The organism is Empedobacter sedimenti (assembly GCF_030005555.1).
Taxonomy (GTDB): domain Bacteria; phylum Bacteroidota; class Bacteroidia; order Flavobacteriales; family Weeksellaceae; genus Empedobacter; species Empedobacter sedimenti.
Map to the genome: position 1 here is coordinate 19,034 of NZ_JASCQG010000012.1, position 24,340 is coordinate 43,373.

A 24,340-nucleotide genomic window follows, 5' to 3' on the forward strand; every position below is an offset into this window, starting at 1 on the left:
TATGTTTAAAACGTTGCTGCTCCTGCAGTTTGATTTTCTAATTTACGATTAATATTTGTTTTCTTACCCGTTGCAAAATCAAAGCTTAATCCAAGTACAAACATTGATTTGTTGTCCCAAATTTTTCCTACGCGCGAATAATCTACATATTGTTTATCCATTGTTTTTTGCTTGTAAGTTGACGGCATTCCAACCCAATACATTCCTGTTGTAAACGTCCAATTGTTGTGTTTATAACTCGCAAAAGCGTGACTCATATTTTCTTGCGTATACAACAAAGCGCCACCCAATGTATAATACGGAATATTAAATTGATAATTGATATTAAAGTTTTTGTAAACAGACGAAATCAAGAAATAATTTCCGATATAATCATTCTTCAAAATTCTTCCATCTTTTGTTTTGAAGCGCTCTGTTGCCGGAGCCACATTTACTTTTAACGTTAAAATATCTGTTCCAAAAGGCTTGATAGAACCTGTAATCTGAACGCCGTAACGTTGCGAATTTTGAGCATTCTCGTACGTTAGTTTATACCCTTCTATTTTTCCATTCACTATATTCTGTAAGTACAATTGATTGATAGGATCTTTTGTATAATGATAAAACGCGTTTGTATTTAAATCAAAATACTTTGAATTGAACGAATAAATCAAATTATTCCCAAACGATTTCTGAATCGATAAATACGGATTTCCTTCTTGTGTAATATTCTCTACAACTTGCATTACGTTTTTACTCAAAGCAGAATTCCACGGACTAGTCGGTTTGTAAGAACTTGTAAATCGTAGATTCTGATTCTTTGCCAATTCATAACCCAATACTAGTTTCGGGGTAAAAGTCCACGTATCTGTTTTTGTATCTTCGTTTTTGTTGTGAACATTCGTCAAACCAACACCCAAACGATACGATAACTTTTTCGCTTTTCCAGAATATTCAGAATAGACATATTGTTCTAAATAATTTACTTTATTACTTGATGGTCCATTCAAATTAACTAAATTATTATCTATCGAATTATTCGAAATTCGGTAACCCGAATTTAATTTTCCTTTCTCAAAACTATGCGTATGCGCAATTTCTCCAACAATTCCTTTTTGATCAGCTTCTAAATTTGTCAAATAATTGTACTGCTCATCTCCTGAAGCTGTCACCCATTCACGCGTTTCGTCCATAGATTTCGTCGTATACATTGATCCTACAAAATTTAGACTTAATTCGTCTTTTGTTCCTAATTTTCTCGAATAATAAAGATCTAAAGTTGGTTTAGAATAGTTAGAATTTGAATGTTTATATGTTGAATGATCAGTTAATAAATTATTTTGGTAAAACAAACTTGTTCCGTTTGCATAAACAAACCCTGAATTAATATTCATATCAAATTTGGCTTGAAAAGCATATCTATCCGAATCTGAATTGGTATATCTTAATAAAATTGATTGATCAGTGTAACCAAAATATTCGTTGCGTTGATTTTCTGTACGGTAATGAACATTATTTAGATTATAATCATAAATATTCATCGAAGTTCTATCTTTATAATCTCTTAAATAAATATTATACTCTAATCCAAAATTATTTTTCCCTTTTGTGATATTTGCATAAGCTGAGCCGTTAATAAAACCTGTAGTCAATGCTCCTGTAAGATCTGCACCATAAACATAACCATTCTCGGGATTTCGCGTAATCAAATTCACCACCTGATCCGCACGATTTGCATAACGAGCTGGCGGAATATCAAAATACTCAACTCGTACCACGTCTTTTGGTTTCACAGCACGAATCTGCATATCTGTTGCTTCAATTCCATTTATCAACAGTAGTGTTGTTCCTCCTTTTGTACTTTGAATTGAATTAGAAATTGGATCAACTATTAATTCTGGTAAGGTATTTAATAAATCTTTCGCATAACGAGCTTTTTCTAACGCTTCTTTATCAAATGTATAAACAGCTTTGTCAGCAAACATTTTTTTACGTTGCGCAACTACCAAAACTTCTTTAATTTCGATTGGATTATAATCTAAAGAATCTGTTTTTTCTTCTTGTGCAAAGGATAAAATACCGACCAAAGATGCGGCAAGGATAATTATTTTCTTCATGGTTAATTCTACAATTAAGTATTCGTGTTACAATAATGACGTACGAATAACCAAGATGTTACACATTATATGCAATTATTTTTGATAACTTTACACGGAACAATATTTTTGATTTGAAAAAAATAATTCCTTTTATCGCTCTATTTTTAAGTTTCAATGTCCTTTTTGCGCAAGAAGCGAATCAATCGCCAACTGAATATCGTATAGAAAGTTTCCAAACTCCTTTGGTTGCAAAAAAAATGATGTACGATTGGTTTGGAAAATGGAACAAAGTAATCTACACAGAAGACAATAAGGCTTTGTTAGTCTGGACAAATAGAGCTGTTATTAATGAATCTCCCGAGGTTTTTACAATTATTACCTCGAGTATAGAGAATGAAGAAGAAATGTTTGGGACAGTTCAAATCCTAACATCAAATGGTCATGATGCTTTAGCTAAAAATTCGCCCTATCGTGAATATTTGAATGAATTTATCAAGACACTTTCTAAGCAAAAAAATACAAATAAAAAGTTTTTTAAGGAATATCTAAAAGTTGAATATTAGTTAAAATTAATATCATGAAATATAAATTTCTTTATTTTCTGTTCCTATTTTCTATTTATTCTTTTGGACAGGATAGAATTACATCAATGACTATTGAAAATTATGCAAGTCATATCATACCAAGTGGAGTTAAAATTGATTTTACGAATACAACTTCTATGTTTCATCCAAAAAACACAGATAAAGTAATTGTGCTTTACACTAAAAGTATGTTGAAAGGGAAAAATCAAGAAAAGGAAATCCTTCTTAGTAAGAATGATTTTTCAGAAATTGAAGATAAAATTCTTGATTTAAATTTTTCAGATTTTATTAAAGATCGAAAAACAATTTCTCTTGATGGATACACTACTAAGCTAAGTATAAATGCTAGTTATGAAGATAATAATACGATTGTTTTAGAAACATCAGATTCTCAATCTAACAAATTATATGCAGTTATAACATTAATTTTAGCAAAACTAAATCTCAAAGAAAAAGATTTTTATAGATAAAAAATCCTTCAAGTAGAACTTGAAGGATTTAGTTTTTATAGAAATTAAATTCTCTTAATTATTTCGTTTAAAGAAAGAATCGACAAACTCCATTTTATTGAAAGCTTGTAAATCATTGATTCCTTCACCAACACCAATGTATTTTACGGGAATCTGAAATTGATCCGAAATTCCGATTACAACTCCACCTTTCGCTGTTCCGTCTAATTTGGTCACAGCTAAAGAAGAAACTTCTGTTGCTTGTGTAAATTGTTTGGCTTGTTCAAAAGCATTTTGACCAGTAGAACCATCTAACACTAATAAAACTTCATGTGGAGCATCTGGAATTACCTTTTGCATCACGCGTTTTATTTTTGTCAACTCGTTCATCAAATTAACCTTATTGTGCAAACGTCCTGCAGTATCAATTAACACAACATCTGCATTTTGTGCAACTGCTGACTGAATGGTATCAAATGCAACCGAAGCAGGATCAGAACCCATTGCTTGTTTCACAATTGGCACACCAGCTCTTTCTGACCAAATCACTAATTGATCAACTGCCGCAGCACGAAACGTATCAGCTGCTCCAAGAACAACTTTTAAGCCTTGCGATTTGAACTGAGAAGCTAACTTCCCTATTGTAGTTGTTTTTCCAACTCCATTTACTCCAACTACCATAATTACGTATGGTACATCTTTCTTTGGAATGGCAAAACCATTTGTATCTTCTATATTATTTTCTGAAAGTAAAGCAGCAATTTCTTCACGAAGAATTAAATCTAACTCAGAAGTCGAAACATATTTATCACGCTCAACACGTTCTTCTATTCTACGAATAATTTTAATTGTTGTTTCAACACCAACATCAGATGAAATTAACACTTCTTCTAAATCATCTAAAACCTCATCGTCTACTTTAGATTTTCCTACAACAGCACGACTGATTTTATCAAACAAAGATGTTTTAGATTTCTCTAAACCTTCATCTAATTTTTCTTTGCTTTCTTTTCCTAATATTTTCTTGAACCAACTCATTAAAAGTTAATTTATCTTAAAAATTTTGTACGAAGATACATAAACTCAAGGAAATAAAAAAGCCGCCCAAAGAGGCAGCTCAATTAACCTTAAATATTTTTTTAGCTATGCTAACAGATTATTTCGCGAAGAAAGAATCAGCTTCGTCAGCGTTAACTACTTTTTCAACAAATACGTAAGCTCCAGATTTAGGAGACTTTACCATTTTGATTACTTTGGTCATTTTTTTAGACCCTGTTTGTAGGGTTGCTACTGTCTTTTTTGCCATCGTCTAAAATTTTATTATTTGATCTCCTTGTGAACTGTATACTTTTTCAATACTGGGTTGAATTTTTTCAACTCAATACGATCTGGAGTATTTTTTTTGTTTTTTGTAGTGATGTAGCGAGACATTCCTGGCATACCACTCTCTTTGTGCTCAGTACATTCTAAAATAACTTGTACTCTATTTCCTTTTTTTGCCATGGTGAATTAAATTATTTGATTAAACCTTCTTTACGTCCACGTCTAACAGCCTCATCAACTCCTAATTTGTTGATAGTTTTTAAACCGTGTGCAGAAACTCTTAGTGTAATCCACTCACCAGCTTCTGGCATAAAAAATTTCTTAGTAAACAAATTCACTTCAAAAGTGCGTTTTGTTTTATTATTAGCATGAGAAACATTGTTTCCCACTAATCTCTTCTTACCTGTAATTTGACAAACTTTTGACATCTTATTTTCTATTGTCTTATTTTAAACGGAGTGCAAAGTAACAAATTATATATTACTTATACAACAGTTTAAGGTTATTATTTTATACTTTTTTTCTTAACTTGCTTGTATAGTAACTTCTGAGCGAGTGTATAAGCCATAATAATTCCCATTACCATTAATGCTATACGCGCCAAAACATCACCATACTTTGTGTAAAACGTTAACTCGCTGTTCATTAAGACTGTACCATTTAAGGCACCCTGCTCTCCATATGGTAAAGACTTCATTATATCTCCTCGCTGATTAACGAAAGCCGAAATACCTGAATTTGCAGATCTTACGATAGCGCGTCTATTTTCAATAGCTCTCAAATTACCATATAATAGTAATTGACGATGACCATCGGTAGAGCCCCACCAAGAATCGTTGGTCATTGTGAATAAAACATTTGCACCTTCTCTCACATATTCTGTTGTATACTCTCCGTAAATAGATTCGTAACATATAACCGGAGCAACAGCAGCAGTGTTTGTTTTATTTTTGAAAACAGAACGATGAGGTTGAATCCCCAACGTTTTTGTTGTGCCGCCAAAGTTAAGCATAAATTCTCCAATAATTGGTATTAAATAGTTACGATATGGAAAAATTTCTACTCCAGGTACTAATTTACTCTTATGATAGATCTGAATAGAATCGTTTCCACTTAACTGTAAAGCCGAGTTATAAGCGTCGTACCACGTAATTCCGTCTTTCATAACAGAGGCCGTTTCACTCGCTAAAGATTGCATCGGATAAATTCTCATTACAGATGCTCCTGTTACAAAATGTAAATCTTTCTTCGATTTTGTCCATTGTTGAATGTCTTGAACAATCAAATCATCGTACAAATGATCAAAAATTAAAGCGGACGAACCCGGAACTGCAGTTTCTGGAGCTACAACAAATTGTGTTTTTGGTTGAATATTTTTCAAAGCCAATTGTTTCAACTCATCATAAATCTGCAAACCGTCTTTCATATACTTTTCATTATATGGATCTAGATCGGGCTGAAGAACTAACACATCAAGTGCTTTTCCTTTTTCTTCGTAGTTTGCATAAATAATATAAGAAATACCAATTGGAACGGCAATTAACAATCCTGCATAGATTCCTAATTTGTTTAAATATTTGTTTTCTTTCTTATTGATGTAAGCCGTTAAATAATAGAAAACGACAATATTGACTAACCATATCCACAATGTTCCTCCAAAAGTTCCTGTGTATTCATACCATTGTACCCATTCGTAGAATTTCGCAAAACCATTTCCTAAGTTAAACCAAGGCCAAGTAAACTCCCAATTAAGTGTAAGTTTATCAAAACTCATCCAAATTGCAGGCAGAAAAACAAGTCCATATAAATTTCCTGCTTTTGTCTTAACGAAATGAAACAACTGAAAAACAATCGACATAAACAATGCATTAGCCACAACGGGAATGAAATAAGCCATCCACGAGTTTTGTAAATCTCCGTTTGCATCGGTTTCTTTGGCATAATGCAACCACCAAATTACAATTGCATTCCAAATAAAGAATGTTAAATAGGAAAGTCCAAAAATCTTGCGTCCTTTCTTTTTATATTCTGCACGTTGCGTTATTTGATGCTCGGCTAACATAAGCGGAACAAACCCTATAAATAATAACAAAGGAAAACCGTACGACGGCCAACCTGCTGTTAACAATAATCCTGAAGCTATTGCGTATGCAATGTATTTTTTCATGTGACAAATTTATGCTATCATCATTCAATAATTGATGATATTTGTTTGGATTAATTTATTTTACAATTTTAGTTTTGATATAATAATTTGGATTAATTGTAACATCTTTTGCATTTTTAATTGCTGTATTATTCAATATTTGCCAATCTTTTGTTGGATTGATTGTTTGATTTGAATTTTTCAACGTCAAAGGCATTACAAATCCATCAACAATAGTTGTGTAACGATATTTTATTTGATTTCCTTCTTGCTTAACTTCTAAAGTTGGAATTTCAATTGTTCTTAAATATTGATTGAAAAAAGCATTTAAATCTAAACCTGAAAATTTCGCAATATAATTTTCGATTTGTTCTGTTGTAACTGTTTGATGATAAAATTCTTTGTTCAAACCTCTTAACATCTGTCTAAATTTTTCATCATCATTCATCCAAGTTCTAAGTGTATGAATCATATTTGCACCTTTGTAGTACATATCACCACTACCCTCTTGATTTACACCATAAACACCGATAATTGGAATATCATTCGCTATTGCTCTTCGCGTTCCTCTCACATATTCACCTGCTGCTTCTTTTCCATAATAAGTTTCCGTAAATAATGTTTCCGAATACGCTGTAAACGATTCGTGGATCCACATATCAGCGACATCTTTCTCCGTAATATTATTTCCGAACCATTCGTGACCAGCTTCGTGAACAATGATAAAATCCCATTTAAGTCCCCAACCAGAACCAGATAAATCGCGACCTAAATAGCCGTTCGCAAATTTATTTCCATACGCAATTCCAGATTGATGCTCCATTCCTAGATGTGGCGCATCAATAATCTTAAACGAATCTTCGTAGAATGGATATGGACCAAACCAATGTTCGAAACTTTTCAGCATCAATTTAGCTTGTTCAAATTGTGTTTTTGCTTTCTCTAAATTATAATCTAACACATAATAATCTAAATCCAATTTACCTTTCTCGCCATCATAAGTGTCTTTGAAGTTGACATAATGTCCGATATAAGGAATAATATTATAATTATTGATTGGATTGACAACTTTCCATGTAGAAATTGTCTTACCATTTTTCTCTTTCTTAGAAATTAATCGTCCATTACCAACTCCAACCAAATCTTTTGGAGCTATAATTTCTAATTCCATTCCATTATCTGGCTCATCACCCAAATAATCTTTGTTCGGAAACCAAGCACTTGCGCCCAAACCTTGTACCGCAACAGACATCCAATCTCTACCTTTTTCATCTTTTGTAAAAATCCAACCGCCATCCCAAGGGGCTTTTTTAGCTACAATAGGATTACCTTGGTATTGCAGCTCAAGTGTATTATCTTTTTTCTTTAGATTTTTTCCTACTTTAATAAAGTAAACATTTCCGTCGCGTTTAAAATCAGAAACATTCTTCCCATTTAACTTTACTGCAGCAACATTCATTGGTTCTTGCAAATCAATTTGCAACAAATCAGATGATTGTTTAGCAGATAAATCAAACTTGATTGTAGAAATTCCTTTTATCGTTTTTGATTGAGAATTTGGTTCTACCGTAACTTTATAATGTTTTACATCCCACCAATTTCGGAACTCGTTATTGGTACCGCGAAGCGAGTCTTGTCGCGAAAACTCTTGTTTATGATTTAAAACTTGGGCATTTGTTGTTATCGATATCAAACCAAGTAATAGTACTAATTTCTTCATAGTCATTTTTAAAACATATCAAAAATAAGATTATATATTTGATAAATAAGCGCAAAAAACTATGATTACAGAAAATTTTAAAGAAAGAATAAATTATTTAAAAAATAATCACCTTATAGTAGAAGCTTTGTATGAAATTTTAGATGAATTGAAATTAAAACATAGTGCTTTTACAGGATTTACTTTTAGAGAAGACATTGATCCAAATGGTTTATTACTAACTGCTGAAGGTGACGAATCAACAGGAATTACCATTCGTGTTCCGAGAAATGTCTTAGACTTTGATCTTGTTTTGCTTTCTAATATTTTAATGCACGAAATGTATCATGTTCACCAACGTTCTGGTGATCATCAAATTGAATTGAGAGAAGAACGCGAATGGCAAGCTTATACAGAAATGATTTTTCATAAAAAGTTTCCAGAAATTCCAGTCTTAAGTAATTTTTACATCAAACAATTTGGCGAAAAAGCATTAACTTATTACAATCGAATGCCCGATGACATGAAAACAAAATACGCAGATGAAAAGACCGATTTAGAAAAAATTCTGCAAACGATTTACGACAAAGAAAATAAACCAAAAGAAGAACCAAAATCTGAAAGTAATTCTGAAACAATCTCTTGGCAAGATTTCGAGAAAATTGATATGCGAATTGGTACAATTATAAAAGCAGATGATTTTCCGAAAGCGAAAAATCCAGCTTATCAATTACAAATTGATTTTGGTCCATTAGGAATCAAAAAAAGTTCAGCGCAGATAACTTCACTATATACCAAAGACGAATTGATTGGTAAACAAATAATGGCAGTTGTTAACTTTCCGAAAAAGCAAATTGCCACTTTTATGAGCGAATGCCTTGTAATGGGTGTTTACGGAAACAATAAAGACGTTATTCTCCTAAACCCTGAACGAAAAGTAGAAAATGGAAGTAAGATTGGGTAAGATTGAGTTTAAGGCAGAAATTAAGTTTAATCTTAATTTAACGCTGACAATTTATCAACTAGTCAACTGACTTTTTTATCAACAAATAATCAAATAATTCGTCATAATCTGACAACCTGACATCTAAAATCTATTGGATGTCATTTTTTTTATGTTGGCACAAAGATTGACTATTTGTTGTAGCATCATTTTTGATGATGTGTGAACAATTAGATAAATCATTATTAATATAAAAAATAACAAAATAATATGAGCAAAATAATCGGAATCGACTTAGGTACAACGAACTCTTGTGTTTCTGTAATGGAAGGTAGCGAGCCAGTTGTAATCCCAAATGCAGAAGGAAAAAGAACAACTCCTTCAATTGTAGCTTTCGTAGAAGGTGGAGAAATTAAAGTTGGTGATTCAGCAAAACGTCAAGCTGTTACTAACCCACAAAAAACGATTTATTCTATCAAACGTTTTATGGGGACTAAGTTTAATAACGATGCAGACGAAATCGGACGCGTTCCTTACAAAGTGGTAAAAGGTAATAACGATACACCAGCAGTAGATATTGATGGTCGTAACTATACTCCACAAGAAATCTCAGCAATGATTTTACAAAAAATGAAAAAAACTGCTGAAGATTATTTAGGACAAGAAGTATCAAGAGCCGTAATTACAGTTCCTGCTTACTTTAACGATGCTCAACGTCAAGCAACAAAAGAAGCTGGTGAAATTGCAGGTCTTAAAGTAGAGCGTATTATCAACGAGCCTACTGCAGCTGCATTAGCATACGGATTAGATAAAGCACATTCAGATAAAAAAATCGCTGTTTACGATTTAGGTGGTGGTACATTTGATATCTCTATCTTAGAATTAGGTGACGGCGTATTCGAAGTATTATCTACGAACGGTGATACTCACTTAGGAGGTGATGATTTTGATGATGCAATCATCAATTGGTTAGCTTCTGAATTCCAAGCGAAAGAAGGTGTTGATTTGAAAAAAGACCCAATGGCTTTACAACGTTTACGTGAAGCTGCTGAGAAAGCTAAAATCGAATTATCTTCTTCTGCACAAACAGAAATTAATTTACCATACGTTACAGCAAACGAAACAGGACCAAAACACTTAGTAGAAACTTTAACTCGTTCTAAATTTGATCAGTTAACAGAAGACTTAGTACGTCGTTCTATGGAGCCTTGTAAAAAAGCTTTAAATGACGCAGGTTTATCAATCAACGATATCGACGAAGTGATTTTAGTTGGTGGATCTACACGTATGCCAAAAATCCAAGAAGAAGTAGAAAAATTCTTCGGTAAAAAACCATCTAAAGGAGTTAATCCTGACGAGGTTGTTGCTGTAGGAGCTGCTATCCAAGGAGGTGTATTAACAGGTGATGTAAAAGACGTATTATTATTAGACGTTACGCCATTATCTTTAGGTATTGAAACTTTAGGAGGAGTATTCACAAAATTAATTGAAGCGAATACAACAATTCCAACTAAAAAATCTGAAACTTTCTCTACTGCAGTTGACAATCAACCAGCAGTAACATTAAGAATTGGTCAAGGAGAGCGCCCATTATTCAATGATAATAAAGAAATTGGACGTTTTGACTTAGTAGATATTCCACCAGCACAAAGAGGTGTACCTCAAATCGAAGTAACATTTGATATTGATGCGAATGGTATCTTAAGTGTATCTGCAAAAGATAAAGGAACTGGAAAAGAGCAATCAATCAAAATTGAAGCTTCATCTGGATTATCTGATGCTGATATCGAAAGAATGAAAAAAGAAGCGCAAGAAAATGCTGCGAAAGATGAAGAAGCAAAAAACAAAATTGAAAAAGTAAATGCTGCTGACTCTTTAATTTTCCAAACAGAAAAACAATTGACTGAGTACGGAGATAAAATTCCTGCTGACAAAAAACAACCAATTGAAGAAGCTTTAGCTGAGGTTAAATCTGCTCACGCTGCTCAAGACGTTACTGCAATTGATGCTTCTATGGAGAAATTAAACACAGCTTGGAATGCTGCATCTCAAGAAATTTATGCTGCAATGAACGAAGGTCAACAAGGAGGAGCGCAAGCTCAACCAGGTGCTGATCAAGGTCAAGCAAATAATGATGGTGTAGAAGACGTAGACTTCGAAGAAGTTAAATAATCTATTTCATATTTTAAACAGAAAAACCACTCAAATTGAGTGGTTTTTTTATATCCAAATCTTTATAAAAAAACAAAAGCCACAGATCGAAATCTGTGACTTTTGAATATTAAACTTAAAATATATAATCTGATATTCTTCTTAAAATTTGTATTTCAAAGTTGCCATTAATTGACGAGGTGCAATTGGATTTACACTATAGTTTTCGTGTACTGTATAGTTTAACTCATTTGTAATATTAGATAAACGAGCTAATAACGAAAACTTGTTCCAAGAATAACCAGCAGAAACATCAATTGTTGTATAAGCTGATAATGGAATCTCTCTATCAACAATTCCGTTAGGTTGAGAAGCATCAATTTGATTGTTCCATCCTCCTACTCTTTTTCCGATATAATTAGCTAAAGCACCTAAAGAAAAACCTTTTAATGTACCTTGTTGTACTGTATAAAAGAAACTCATATTGGCAGTATTAGCAGGAGTTCTTGTTAAACGATCTCCTTCAATAAAACTACCTTTTAATCCAGATGTTTTTGTATAACGCATATCATTGTAGCTATAACCTGCCATAATGCTTAATCCAGCGATAGGACGAGCTGTTACATCAACCTCAACACCTTTACTTTTTGTAGCGCCTGATAAAACTTTTAGGTTAGAATCTGTATTTGGTGTACCATCCGCTTTAAATTCTGCAGTTTGTGCTAAATTATTATTTCTGATTTCGTAGTATGTAACATTTGTACTTAATAGTCCTTTAAAGAAATCATTTTTAACACCTACTTCATATTGATCAATAATCGATGGTTTAATCACTTGTAAGTCGACTGTTGTACCAGAATTTGGCGTAAACGAGTTAGAATAACTTGCAAAAATTGCCATATCTTTTATTGGTTGATAAACTAAACCAACTTTAGGAGAAAAAGCTTGATCTACTCGTTTTTGATCTTGCTTTACAACAACTGGATTTTTTGTTAAATCTAAATTTGTTGCTTGCGCTTCTTGCCAAGACCAACGTAAACCAGCCAAAACTTTAAACTTTTCTGTAACAGAAATTAAATCTTGAAAATAAACTCCAAAACGATTTGTTTTCGTTTTTACAATTTTTGTATTCGTTGCATTCGGAATTCCTGTTCCTTGATCAAAATGTTCGAAATCATAAACATTTCCACTTCCGTACGTTTTAGGTTCAAAAGCAAATGTATAAGATTTTGCTGCAGAATTATCAAAATCTACCCCTGTAAATAATTGATGTTTGATTTTTCCTGTCTTAAAATTTCCTTGTAAATTAAGTTGCTCAGCATATAATTGTTCAGAGTTTTTATTCTGTCCCAAAGCTCTAGCCCAATTTCCTTTTGCATCAGGAGAAATACGTTCTGTTCCTTTAGACTCGCGATCAAATTGTTGAAAAGAGCTATTAAAGTTTAACTTCCAGTTTTCATTAAACTCATGTTTTACTAAAGCACTTGCACTTGCTTGCTGTGTAAGACCATTCGACCAAACCGCTCCCATATATAGGTTTCTTGGCAAATCAAGAATCTGTTTACCAATAATAGCTGTACCAAAATCTGGTGTCCAATCATCATGTAAATAATCAGCTTGCAATACCAACTCTGTGCGATCTGTAATCTTAAACAATAAAGATGGATTTACATAGTAACGCTCTCTTTTTACAACATCACGAAAACTCTCAGAATTTTCATAAGATCCTGTGAAGCGATAAGCAATTGTATTATTTAAAGGTCCGTAAACATCTACAGAAGGTTTGTAAAAATTATTACTTCCAGCCTGCATGCTTACTTCACCTCCGAAATTAAATTTAGGTTTTTTTGTCACCATATTCAAGATTCCTCCAGGAGCTACATTTCCAAAAAGTAAAGCAGAACCACCTTTCAACACCTCCACTTTTTCTAAAGAAGAAACTTCTGGGATTGATCCATTATTGAAACGGAAACCATTTTTGAACATATTGTTTGACGACATATCATAACCACGCGACCAAAAAGATTCCGTAGCAGCACCACGAGCCGAACCTACGTAAACTCCGTTCACATTTTTTACAACTTCGCTCAATTTAATAGCTTGTTGTTGTTCTATTGTACGGTTTCCGATAATCTGAAAACTTTGTGGTAAATCCATTGGTTTTACATCTAATCCAGATAATATGGTCTCTTTCTTTTTGTTTGGAGAATCATTGATTTTGATTACAACCTCGCTCAAAGACGTGATATCTTCGTTCAACACAAAAGTAATTGTACTTACTTCATCTGCTGTAACATCAATCGATTTTGATTGTTTCTTTAATCCTTCACCTTCTAATGTTAACGTGTGATGCCCTTCAGGAAAATTAGAGAAATGAAATTCACCTTTTTCATTTGTAATTGTTGAAGAATGAGATTTTCCCATTTTAATGGTTACTCCAGATACAGGAAAACCGTCTGATGATATAATTTTTCCTTCAATCACTCCAGTACTTTGAGCAAGTGCCATAACTGAAGAGAAAAGAAATACTAAAAATAATTTGATTTGATAATTCATATTCTGTTTATTTGGAATAGATAAAAATAATGTCGCAAATGTAAAAACTTGAATTAAATCTCACAACGTTTATTTAGATTAATTAATAATAATTTTTAAACAAATGAATCTCAATAGATTAATATTGATTTCATTAACTTCGAACGTGGAAATTAAGGTCTGAATTAAGCAATATAGCATATCAAAAACATCAAAATTTTGCATTTTTTTGCGTAAATGTTAATGATTTCTAAAAATTAAGTATTCTATTGTAAAGACGAGTATCTATTATTGAATTAATAAAAAGAAAAATCAATTTTCAATTTGATTATTTCATATTTTTAAGTGATAATTAACTCTATGAAATTCAAACTTCTACTTTTTCTTTTTACGGCTATTTTTGGCTTTGGTCAAAATTATAATTTTAAAAATTCATTTGATTCGATTAAAGTCAATCAATCAAAACTAAAATATACACGTGTTACATATTACATCAATGATATAAAATCGCATGCTTTAAAGGAGAATAAGCGTCCAGAATATTTATTGGCTACTATTTTGGATTTTGAAAATCAAAGTAAACAACATACAAAAAGAGAAGAAATTGTAAATAAAATTTTGCCTTTAATCGAAAAAGAAATTGCGAGAAGTAAACCGGTTGATAAAGCATTTCTACATATGTTTTATGCAAATTTATTGTATGCCAATATAAATGTAGAAACGACAACTAAAAACGATTTGTCTACTAATTTTGTTGATTGGTCTTTTGAAAAACGATTTAAAACTATTGATTCTTTGCTAACAGAATCGATAAAAAATAAGGAATTACTGCAAAACGAACCAACTGAAAAATGGAAAATTCTGTTGAATGCCGAAACTATAAATCAGGCATTAGAAAAGGAAGTTAAGACTTCTGCAAAAGAGTACAATCAGTTTACTTTAATTCCTACACTTTATCATTTGTTGGGGAATTTATATATCAATGGAATTAATCAACTTTATCAAAATAATCGCTTTACACAAAAAGATAAATTTCAAATTATAGCCAATAAAGTTAATCGTGTTCTAAATAACATTGAGCAATTAAACAAAGAGAAAAATTATAATGAAGCAAGATCTTATCAATATTATTTAGCTCATAACAATAGAGATTTTGAGGGTTATAATCAATTGAAAAATGATTTAAATAGCATTTCTGCTGATTTTAATGCACAAATTTTTTATCACAATTTAACTGAATCATTTTCGAGAAATGGTAAACCACAAAAAATTATTGATTGTTTAAATGATGTTATAAAGCTTTACCCAAATACAATTTGGACTAAAAATTTGATTGATTTTAGAAATGAAATCTCCAAACCAGAATTAAGTATAGGACATTCAGAAATTTATCCAAGTAATGAATATATTCCTGTCACAATTAATCACAAAAAAGTAAAGGAACTTTATATCAAAGTTTTCAAGATAAATTATTCGCCAAAACACGACGAAGATTTTGCTAAATATGATTCGATTACCAAAAGTTTTCAATTGAAAGGAGAATTAATTTATTCCGAGAAAATAGACTTGAAAAATTTTGAAGATTACGACTTTCATAATGTTTTATACAAAATTAATCCTTTAGCAAATGGATATTACGAGATTTTTGTAAGTAATAACAAAGATTTTATTGACGATTATTATTTCAATGTTGTGGAGAATAATACAATTCAAATTTCGGATTATTTTATTTCTGCTTTCGAAACCGAAGAATTAGAAGATGGTTATAAATACAAAGGTCAATTAATTAATAGAAAAAATGGTTTGCCATTTTCTAATCAAACGATAAAACTTTATGGAGAGGCAAAAAATAAATTTCATCATGTAAAAAATATTCGTACAAATGCAAATGGCGAATTCGTTTATAAATCGGATGACGACTTGGATAAACGAGAAGATTTAGATGATTTGTATTTATATATTCCGTCAACGAAAGATTTTTTTGATTTATCAAATAATAATATTGGTGATATTTTGGATTATTCTGGAAATGATTCTGACGTAGAAACAGATGCGACCATTTTGTTAGATAGAAGAATTTATAGACCAAATCAAGAGGTGTTTTTCAAGGCAATTTTACATGAACGAACTTCGATAAAAGGAAAAATTCTTCCGAATATAGAGCTCGATGTTTTATTAAAAAATGTAAATGGAGAAAAGATTGACAGTTTAAGTTTAACGACAAATGATTTCGGATCAATAAATGGAAAATTTAGACTTCCCGCAGAAACCTTGAACGGAGATTTTAAAATTGAAATTCGTTTTTCGAAGATTAATAATAAGAAATTTATCAACGCAACAAATTTTGATGTAGAGGAATACAAACGTCCAACTTTTAGAGTTGTTTTGGAGAAGAACAAAGAAACCTTGCAAGTAGGTGATAAAGCTACTTTCAAAGGGTATGTTGAGTCGCTTTCGGGAGCAAGACTAAATGATGCAATCATACATTATCATTTCGAAAGAAATTATGGTACAATACAAGAAGATTTTGATACGATAAAAACAGATCAGAATGGCGAATTTGTAATTGAAAAATTATTAAAAGGAAAAGAAAATATAGAGAGTGTATTTTTATATGTCACAGCAATTTTGCAAACTGGAGAATCGCAAGAAACTTCGAGAAATTTTTATTATGGCAAAAATCCTTATGATATCAAGATAATTTCAGATGAAGTAACCATCAATAAAGATTGGAACAAAATTGTGCTGGAGACGGAGAATACAAATAATGTTTTTGTTCCTCTAAAAGGTAAAGTTACTCTTTATAAACTTCCCGAACCGAAAGGAATTTATGGACTTAATGGTTTAAATTTTAATTCAGATTACGATTTATTATCAACAAAAGAAAAGCAAATCTATTTCAGAAATTACAACCTTGATAAAAAGAATAAAGATAATTGGAACAAAGAAAATATTATTCAACAAACTGATTTTGATACCAATATTGATAAAACAATTCTTACAAAACAACCACAAAATTTGAAGAAAGGTTATTATTTGGTTGAAGCGATTTCTATTATCCAAAATGATACAATTTCAAATTCGAGAATTATCAAAGTTGCAGAGGATATTTCGTATCGTTTTTCGGATAAAGAATTTTTGATGACGAGTACAGAAAAAGCAAATTATTCAATCGGCGATATTTACAAAGTAGATTTCGAAACAGATTTTGAAGAAGATGGAGTGGTTTATATTTATACACAAGACCAAAATAAATTTTTAAAATCTGAAAAAATAAATTTCGTAAATAGAAAAGCATCTTATTCGGTAAAAGTGACTGAAGAAATGATTACAAACAAATTTAGAATTGATTATTTATTTGTTCGAAATAATCAATATCAAAGTTCATTTATTACAATTCCGACAGAAGATGTAAATCATCAATTAATTGTAAAAACAGAAGTGTTTCGAGATAAAATTCGACCAAATCAACAAGAAACTTGGTCGCTAAAAATCACAAATTCTTCTAATAAATCTGCGAATGCAGAAGTTTTGACAACAATGTATGATGCATCTTTGGATCAATTCCGAAGTAATAATTATTTTAAACAAATCGATTGGAATTATTTTCCTTATTATCCCTTTTCGACAAGAGAACTGATGAATCATTTTTATTCTTCGACAAATTCAGCAAGATTATTTCGTCCAAAAGATAAGTATCCAATTGTATTCAACTTTCCACAGATTAATACGTCATTATTTGATAGTTTTAGAAAAGCAGATATTGATGAAATTACAAGAAAAGCGTCACTTTCGTATGAAGTTAATCAAGAAGAAAGTGAGGATTTTCTTTATGAGTTAAATGGAAATGTTAGTGGAGTTGAATTAGAATCGGTTGTAACGTTGGGATATGGACAGACAGGTGCTTCAAATAATCTGGTTATTAGAGGTGTTGGAAGTGTAAATTCACAAAAAGAGGCATTGGTGATTATAGATGGAGAAATCAAGAAAATAACAGATATATTGAAAGATGATATTGCTGAAATGACGGTTTTGAAAAATGATGAAGCAACTGCATTATATGGAAGTCGTGGAGCAAATGGTGCTATTATTATTCAAACCAAAAATAAAAAAACAGAAGAAAAACCAATTGATTTATCTACGATAAAAGCGCGAACAAATCTTAACGAAACAGCTTTCTTTTATCCTAATTTGCGAACAGATGCTAATGGAAATGTTTCTTTTGAATTTACAACGCCAGAAGCATTAACAGAATGGAAATTGTTGGTTTTTGCTCATGATAAAGAGTTGAATTCTGGAGACGGAACGTTTATTACAAAAACACAAAAAGATTTGATGGTTTCACCTCATTTACCACGCTATTTTAGAGAAAATGATGAGATGATAATTTCAACTCAAATTCAAAATATTTCGGATAAAAATCAGAACGGAATTGCAAAAATTGAGTTTATTAATCCTAAGAATAATCAAATCATTAACTCTGATTTTGCTGTACAAAATGAAACACAAAATTTTGAGGTAAATGCTAAACAAACGTCAACTATTGAATGGAAAATTAAAATTCCTGAAAACTATGAAGATGTTATCGTTAAAATTGTTGCGGGAACAGAACTTTTTTCTGATGGCGAACAACAAGTTCTGTCTATTTTGTCAAATAAAGTTACAGTAGCAGAAAACCAAACAATAGCGATTTTGCCAAACGAAGCAAAACAATTTAAACTGGATATTTCGGCTAATCAATTTGAACGTTTCAAATTAAAGATCGAAACAAATCCTTTGTTTACCGTTCTTAGCTCGTTACAGCAACTCGCAGTTTATCCGTACGATTGTAGCGAACAAACGACAAGTAAATGGTTTGCGTATAAAATGTTGGATGTTTTACAAAAAAAATACCCAGAAGTTGCAAAATATTTTAGAACAATAAATGAAAAAAATGTCTCTAAAACAGCTTTAGAATATGAAATTTCGAATAAACTGACATCTTGGAATAATCAAGCAAAATCACAAAACCAAATAATAGAAGAAATTGCTAAAACGATGGATGAAAAATATATTCAAAAACAGTTGGCAATTTTGGAAAATAAATTAGTGAAGATGCAATCCAAAAATGGAGGTTTCCCGTGGTTTGTTGGTGGTAAAGTAGATAATTCTATCACAAAACAGAATTTAATTTACATAGGTCGTTTAATCAAATTTTATCCAGAAAATGTTTCAAACGAACTTAAAGAAGCCTATATAAAAGGAGTGGATTATTTAATAGATTATAATTTAGATTTTCAGAAAAATAATCCTAAAAAGAAATTTAATTTATCAGAATATGTTGATTTAATATATATCGAACAATTTTATCCTTCTAAGAATAAAAAAATAGAAGAAGTAAATAAAATGTACGAGAATGATTGGAGAAATATTGAAAAATTTGCAGGAGAAAATGATTTAGAATTTAGAGCAAAAGCTGCAATAGTTGCAAATTATTTGAATGCAAAATCTTATGGTGCTACAATCATAAAAAGTATAGAATCTGAAATGATAATTGATAAAATAAATGGTAATCAATGGAATACAAATAATAATCAATATTTGTCAAATTCTATTTCTACACAATCTTTGATTATCGAAGCTTTTAAGGAATATAAAATCGAAACAACTAATTTAGTTCAATGGATTTTGCAACAATTCAAACACAATAATTGGCACAATACATTGAATACAAATTATGCTTTACACTCTATTATTTCAACTTCAGATTTCAATACTAATTCATCAAAAATATTGATAGAAGGAATTGATCAGACTAAGATTAATCATTTGTTTGGACAAAATATTTTCGAAACTACTAATTTAAACGAGATTCCAAAATCAATTAAAATCAAAAATAATTTTTCAACAATTTTGAATGGAAGTTTTGTGACTTATAAATCGGTTCCGATAAATGAAGTAAAAGCAAGTCAAAATAAACTACGCGTAGAAAAAGAATTGTTTGTGAACGAAAATAACAAATGGATTCTATTGAATAGAAAAATAAAATTAGGAGAAATAATACGCATTAGATTAACATTAATTGCAGAAGAAAATATAAGTTATGTACAATTAAAAGATTACCGTGCTACTGGTTTTGAGCCTATTTTTGTTCCTTCTGGATACAAATGGAATAGGAATGCACCGCATTATTTTGAGATAAAAGATGAGGAAACAAATTTCTTTATAGACTATTTACCAAAAGGAAAAAATCAATTTGAGTATGAAGTAAAAGCAAATGTGCAAGGAAAATTCAATAATGGAATTTCTCAAGCTGAAAGTATGTACAACCAAAATTTCAAAACACATAGTGACAATAAAATTGTCGAAATAGAAAAATAAACGTAGTGCTTTCATTCACAATACATTTCAATCTTAATGTTAAAAAACCAACTAAAATCCTTATTTTTGGATTGATTTTGGCAATAAACCAACTGTCAAACAAAATTGATTATGAAAAAAGTATTATTCATGATGGCTGTCGCTGTGGCAGTTGCTTCATGTAAAAAAGACGATAAAGTTGTAGGTAAAGATAAAGACGGAAAAGAATTAGTTGTAAACGAAAAAGGAGATACGGTTGCAAAAACTGAAACTGTAGATTCGTTGAAAACTGAAACTACTGCACCGAAAGTTATGGCTGTAGCAAAAGGAACTGACGGAAAATATTCTTACAAATATAATTTAGAGATTGGTAAAACTTACCCAATGACTTTAGGAATCAAAACTAGTCATTCGGCAAGTGATGGAAAACAATCTCAAAAAATGTCTAGCGAAAGTAAAAAACAAATTGATTATACAGTTAAGGATTTCAAAGATGGTGTTTATACGTTAGAAGTTCACTCAAAACAATATAGTGAAAAGATGACAGATCCTTCAGGAAAATCTATCTCGTATGATACAAATTCTGCAAAACCTTCTAACAAAGATATTGCAGTTTCTTGGTCTATTTACAAAGCAATGACTGGACAAAAATATACGATGAAAGTCGATCAAAATGGAAAAGTAATCAGTGTTGATGGCTTATCTGCTATTAAAACTTCAATCTTGAACTCTGTTAAGAAACAGGTTTCAGCAGAAGAATTTAAATTCTTTACTCAAATAATAGATAATTCATTGAACAAGGAAGCCATTTCGTCTCAATTTGAGGAAACAATGAATATTTTTCCTAAGAAAACTTTAGATTTGAACGAATCTTGGTCAGATTCTCAAAAAATTGATAAAGGTCCAATGAAAGGAAGTATTTCTTTAAAAAGAACGCTTGCTAACATTGATGATACTAACACAACGATCACTGTTTCTGGTACTCAAAACTTAAAAGGAACTGAGTCGCAACAAGGCGTGTCTATGTCTGCAAACAACAATGCAACAGTTGATGGTAAAATTTTAGTTGATACACAGTCTGGTTGGATCAATAAAGTGACTTTAACAAAAAAGGAAACATTAAAACGTACAGTAGAGGCACAAGGTCAAAAACAAACAGTAACTGAGTCGGTTACTACTGTCACAACAGTTAATTAAAAATGAAAACAATTCTTTGGATTTTAATTTTATGCGTTATTTTCTTATTTATTTATAGATTTTTAAGAAAGGTCTTTGTGATTAAAAAAGTTTTTAAAGAAGCGATTAATCAACAAAGAGAAGCTTATAATCAGAGTCAAAACTCAAACGATTCTTACAGAGAATCGCAACAAAATACATCTTTCGAGAAACCAAAATACAACATAGACGCCGAAACGGTGGATTACGAAATAATCGAAGAAAAAAAGGATGAAAAATAAAAAGAATTTACTCTACGTTCTTATCTCATTGCTACTGTTTGCGGTGATTGCATTGGTGTATTGTTCACCAGTTTTATCGGGAAAATCTGTTATTCAGCCCGATATTATCAACTACAAAGGTAGTGCGCAAGAAATGTTGACGTATCAAGACAAAACAGGCGAAAATGTCTATTGGTCTGATGCGATGTTTGGTGGAATGCCAACGTATCAAACGGGTGCGAAATATAGTTTTGATATTATCAAAACGATTGACGGTGCATTCAGATTTTTACCACGTCCAGCAGATTACATTTTCTTGTTGTTTACAGGATTTTTCATTCTTGGAATAACACTTTTCAAAAAATGGCAATATGCTTTAGTCGGTGCAATTTTCTTTGCATTTGGTTCCTATTATTTCGAATTGATTGCAGCAGGACATAACGGAAAACTACATACAATTGGTTATTTTGCGCCATTAGTTGCTGGAATTCTTCTATTGTATCGCAAAAAATACATTGCAGGTTTTGTACTCACAACATTGTTTATGGGATTACAATTACAAGCCAATCACATCCAAATGACGTTCTATTTGTTTTTGGCAATGTTGGTTTTTGCAATAGTTCAATTTATTGATAGTTTAAAGAAAAAAGAATTACCTGATTTCTTAAAATCATCTGCATTAGTCGTTGTCGCAGTAATTATTGCAGCAGGATTGAATGCAAATCGATTATTGTCAACTTACGAATACAGTAAAGAAACGACGCGTGGAAAGTCTGAAATGACGTTGTTGAAAAAGAATTCGAATGGATTAGATCACGATTATATCACACAATGGAGTTATGGAAAATTAGAAACATTAAATCTTTTTATTCCAAATTTGATGGGTGGTGGTTCACAAACCAATCCAGAAGATTTAAAAAATTATACATCCGAATTACAAAATACACAATATAGCCTTGGTGAAGACGAGTTCAATCAACAAGTTTTTCAAGCGGTGGCAAGTCAGCCGAGAAGTGCATATTGGGGAGATCAACCAGGAACTTCTGGACCAGCTTATCAGGGAGCTGTAGTTGTTTTCTTGTTTATTATCGGAATGTTTATGGTTCGTGGAAAATACGCGACCTATAAAAAATGGTTAGTTGGAGCAACGATCTTAAGTTTCATTTTGGCATGGGGTAAAAATTTACCTTTTGTAACCAATTTATTCATCGATTATTTTCCGATGTATGATAAGTTCCGTGCAGTATCATCAATCTTGGTGATTGCCGAATTTACAATGCCTTTCTTAGCAATTTTGACTTTATATTATTTCTTTAATTCTGACGAATCAGAAGAGTTCAAAAAGAAAGTACTTTATATAGCTGGTGGTTCTACAGTAGGGATTTTAATTATTTTCTTCTTATTTGGTGGAATGATTTTTCCATTTACATCAGAAAATGAAAAATTAATGACAGAACAATTAATCGGACAAATTCAGCAAGCAAATCCTAATGCAATCGGACTTTGGGATGGATTAATAAAACGATTAGATGAAGCATTAATTCAAGATAGAATTGCAATGTTTAAAGCGGATACAGTTCGCACATTGATTTTTGTTTTATTCACAATGGCTTTGTTGCTGGCATATTTATTCAAGTTTATCAAAAAACCAATTATCGTTATTTTAGCGATTGGTGCGTTGGCTTTTATTGATGGATTTACGGTGAATAAAAGATATTTGAACGAAGATAATTTTGTGTCTAAATACATTGTTGACAATCCTTTCCCAACAGAAATGTCGCCTCGTTTACAAACCGAAGCAGAGAACAACAATAATGTTGCGCAAATTGCTTACAAAGTTCCGTTGAATAATTTGTTGTCAAATATTTCAAAACAAGATAAATCACATTTCCGTGTATACAACACAGTTTTAAGTACATTTAACGAAGCTGGAACTTCATATTTTGTTCCTTCTATTGGTGGTTATCATGCAGCGAAATTAGGGAAATACCAAGATGTTGTGGATATCTATTTTTCTCAAGATCCGCAATTAAAAAAATACGGAATCAAAGATGAAACAGGTTTGATTAATGTATTGAATATGATGAATACGAAATACATTATTCATGGAAGTCCAACTGAGCCGCAAGTGCAGCAAAATCCTACAGCTTTGGGAAGTGCTTGGTTAGCGTCGAATATTAAATGGACAGAAAATGCCAATGACGAAATCTTAGCGATAAATTCTACTCCAATTGATCATACGGTTATTTTACGTAAAGATTTGGTTGAGAATAAAAACTTGAATGTTTCGGCAGATGCTAATTCTAAAATTGAATTGGTTGATTATTCGCCAATGAAAATGACGTACAAATCTTCTTCTAACACAGATCAAATTGCTGTTTTCTCAGAAGTTTATTATCCTCATGGATGGACTGCAACGGTTGATGGAAAAGAAGTTCCGATCGAAAAAGCGAATTACGTTTTGCGTGCAGTTCCTGTACAAAAAGGAAATCACACAATCGTGATGGAATTTAAACCACAAGTTATTTCTACTGGAAATATGATTGTGATTGTTTCGAATATTTTACTTTTAATCGTTGTGGCTGGAGGTATTTATTTGGGATATAAAAAATGTTCTACAAAAGAGAATTTAAACTTAGCCGCTGAAAAGGCTTAAT

16 protein-coding genes are annotated in these 24,340 nt (G+C 31.4%); 8 read left to right on the top strand and 8 right to left on the bottom strand.

The features are described from left to right. Positions 1 to 5 precede the first annotated feature (5 nt). On the bottom strand, positions 6 to 2,096 hold the full coding sequence (locus tag QHG34_RS11765; RefSeq protein ID WP_282630408.1) for a TonB-dependent receptor domain-containing protein: 2,091 nt from the start codon (positions 2,094 to 2,096) through the stop codon (positions 6 to 8). A 113-nt stretch (positions 2,097 to 2,209) separates the two neighbouring features. Here QHG34_RS11765 and QHG34_RS11770 point away from each other — a divergent pair, with 113 nt between their 5' ends. Next, positions 2,210 to 2,641: a hypothetical protein gene (locus QHG34_RS11770; RefSeq protein ID WP_282630409.1), complete on the top strand. Its 432-nt coding sequence runs from the start codon at positions 2,210 to 2,212 to the stop codon at positions 2,639 to 2,641. Positions 2,642 to 2,655: 14 nt separating this feature from the next. After that, positions 2,656 to 3,132, top strand: a complete 477-nt coding sequence (locus tag QHG34_RS11775; RefSeq protein ID WP_282630410.1) for a hypothetical protein — start codon at positions 2,656 to 2,658, stop codon at positions 3,130 to 3,132. Between the two features lie 54 nt (positions 3,133 to 3,186). Here the strand turns inward: QHG34_RS11775 and ftsY are convergent, their stop codons facing one another. The 6 genes from ftsY to QHG34_RS11805 all read right to left on the bottom strand — a co-directional run bounded on the left by ftsY (position 3,187) and on the right by QHG34_RS11805 (position 8,300). Then, complete coding sequence (gene ftsY / locus QHG34_RS11780; protein ID WP_282630411.1) at positions 3,187 to 4,149, bottom strand: signal recognition particle-docking protein FtsY; 963 nt, start codon at positions 4,147 to 4,149, stop codon at positions 3,187 to 3,189. A gap of 118 nt (positions 4,150 to 4,267) precedes the next feature. Then, positions 4,268 to 4,417 (bottom strand): DUF4295 domain-containing protein, encoded by a 150-nt coding sequence (locus QHG34_RS11785; protein WP_135835248.1) that lies wholly within the window; start codon positions 4,415 to 4,417, stop codon positions 4,268 to 4,270. A 14-nt stretch (positions 4,418 to 4,431) separates the two neighbouring features. Beyond that, positions 4,432 to 4,614 (bottom strand): 50S ribosomal protein L33, encoded by a 183-nt coding sequence (rpmG, locus tag QHG34_RS11790; protein WP_084018523.1) that lies wholly within the window; start codon positions 4,612 to 4,614, stop codon positions 4,432 to 4,434. Positions 4,615 to 4,625: 11 nt separating this feature from the next. Beyond that, positions 4,626 to 4,862 carry a 50S ribosomal protein L28 gene (rpmB, locus tag QHG34_RS11795; protein WP_282630412.1) on the bottom strand — a complete coding sequence of 79 codons (237 nt, stop codon included), beginning with the start codon at positions 4,860 to 4,862 and terminating at the stop codon, positions 4,626 to 4,628. Between the two features lie 77 nt (positions 4,863 to 4,939). Beyond that, positions 4,940 to 6,601: an apolipoprotein N-acyltransferase gene (gene lnt, locus QHG34_RS11800; protein ID WP_282630413.1), complete on the bottom strand. Its 1,662-nt coding sequence runs from the start codon at positions 6,599 to 6,601 to the stop codon at positions 4,940 to 4,942. Between the two features lie 55 nt (positions 6,602 to 6,656). After that, complete coding sequence (locus tag QHG34_RS11805; RefSeq protein ID WP_282630414.1) at positions 6,657 to 8,300, bottom strand: M1 family metallopeptidase; 1,644 nt, start codon at positions 8,298 to 8,300, stop codon at positions 6,657 to 6,659. A 616-nt stretch (positions 8,301 to 8,916) separates the two neighbouring features. Between QHG34_RS11805 and QHG34_RS11810 the strand changes: the two genes are divergently transcribed. Both QHG34_RS11810 and dnaK read left to right on the top strand, forming a co-directional pair. Further along, positions 8,917 to 9,243 carry a tRNA-binding protein gene (locus tag QHG34_RS11810; RefSeq protein WP_282630518.1) on the top strand — a complete coding sequence of 109 codons (327 nt, stop codon included), beginning with the start codon at positions 8,917 to 8,919 and terminating at the stop codon, positions 9,241 to 9,243. A gap of 249 nt (positions 9,244 to 9,492) precedes the next feature. Then, the gene (gene dnaK, locus QHG34_RS11815; protein ID WP_282630415.1) at positions 9,493 to 11,394 is read left to right on the top strand and encodes a molecular chaperone DnaK; all 1,902 of its coding nucleotides are present in this window, start codon (positions 9,493 to 9,495) and stop codon (positions 11,392 to 11,394) included. A 141-nt stretch (positions 11,395 to 11,535) separates the two neighbouring features. On the opposite strand, the gene QHG34_RS11820 is transcribed toward dnaK, so the two are convergent. Next, entirely contained in the window at positions 11,536 to 13,929 is a 2,394-nt protein-coding gene (locus QHG34_RS11820) for a TonB-dependent receptor (RefSeq protein WP_282630416.1), read from the bottom strand. A gap of 339 nt (positions 13,930 to 14,268) precedes the next feature. Here QHG34_RS11820 and QHG34_RS11825 point away from each other — a divergent pair, with 339 nt between their 5' ends. The 4 genes from QHG34_RS11825 to QHG34_RS11840 all read left to right on the top strand — a co-directional run bounded on the left by QHG34_RS11825 (position 14,269) and on the right by QHG34_RS11840 (position 24,339). Continuing rightward, positions 14,269 to 20,268 carry an alpha-2-macroglobulin family protein gene (locus QHG34_RS11825; protein WP_282630417.1) on the top strand — a complete coding sequence of 2,000 codons (6,000 nt, stop codon included), beginning with the start codon at positions 14,269 to 14,271 and terminating at the stop codon, positions 20,266 to 20,268. Between the two features lie 111 nt (positions 20,269 to 20,379). Beyond that, entirely contained in the window at positions 20,380 to 21,444 is a 1,065-nt protein-coding gene (locus QHG34_RS11830; RefSeq protein WP_282630418.1) for a DUF6263 family protein, read from the top strand. Between the two features lie 2 nt (positions 21,445 to 21,446). After that, complete coding sequence (locus QHG34_RS11835; protein ID WP_282630419.1) at positions 21,447 to 21,704, top strand: hypothetical protein; 258 nt, start codon at positions 21,447 to 21,449, stop codon at positions 21,702 to 21,704. Beyond that, complete coding sequence (locus QHG34_RS11840; RefSeq protein WP_282630420.1) at positions 21,694 to 24,339, top strand: YfhO family protein; 2,646 nt, start codon at positions 21,694 to 21,696, stop codon at positions 24,337 to 24,339. The genes QHG34_RS11835 and QHG34_RS11840 overlap by 11 nt, the downstream gene beginning before the upstream one ends. The last annotated feature ends 1 nt before the right edge of the window (position 24,340 follow it).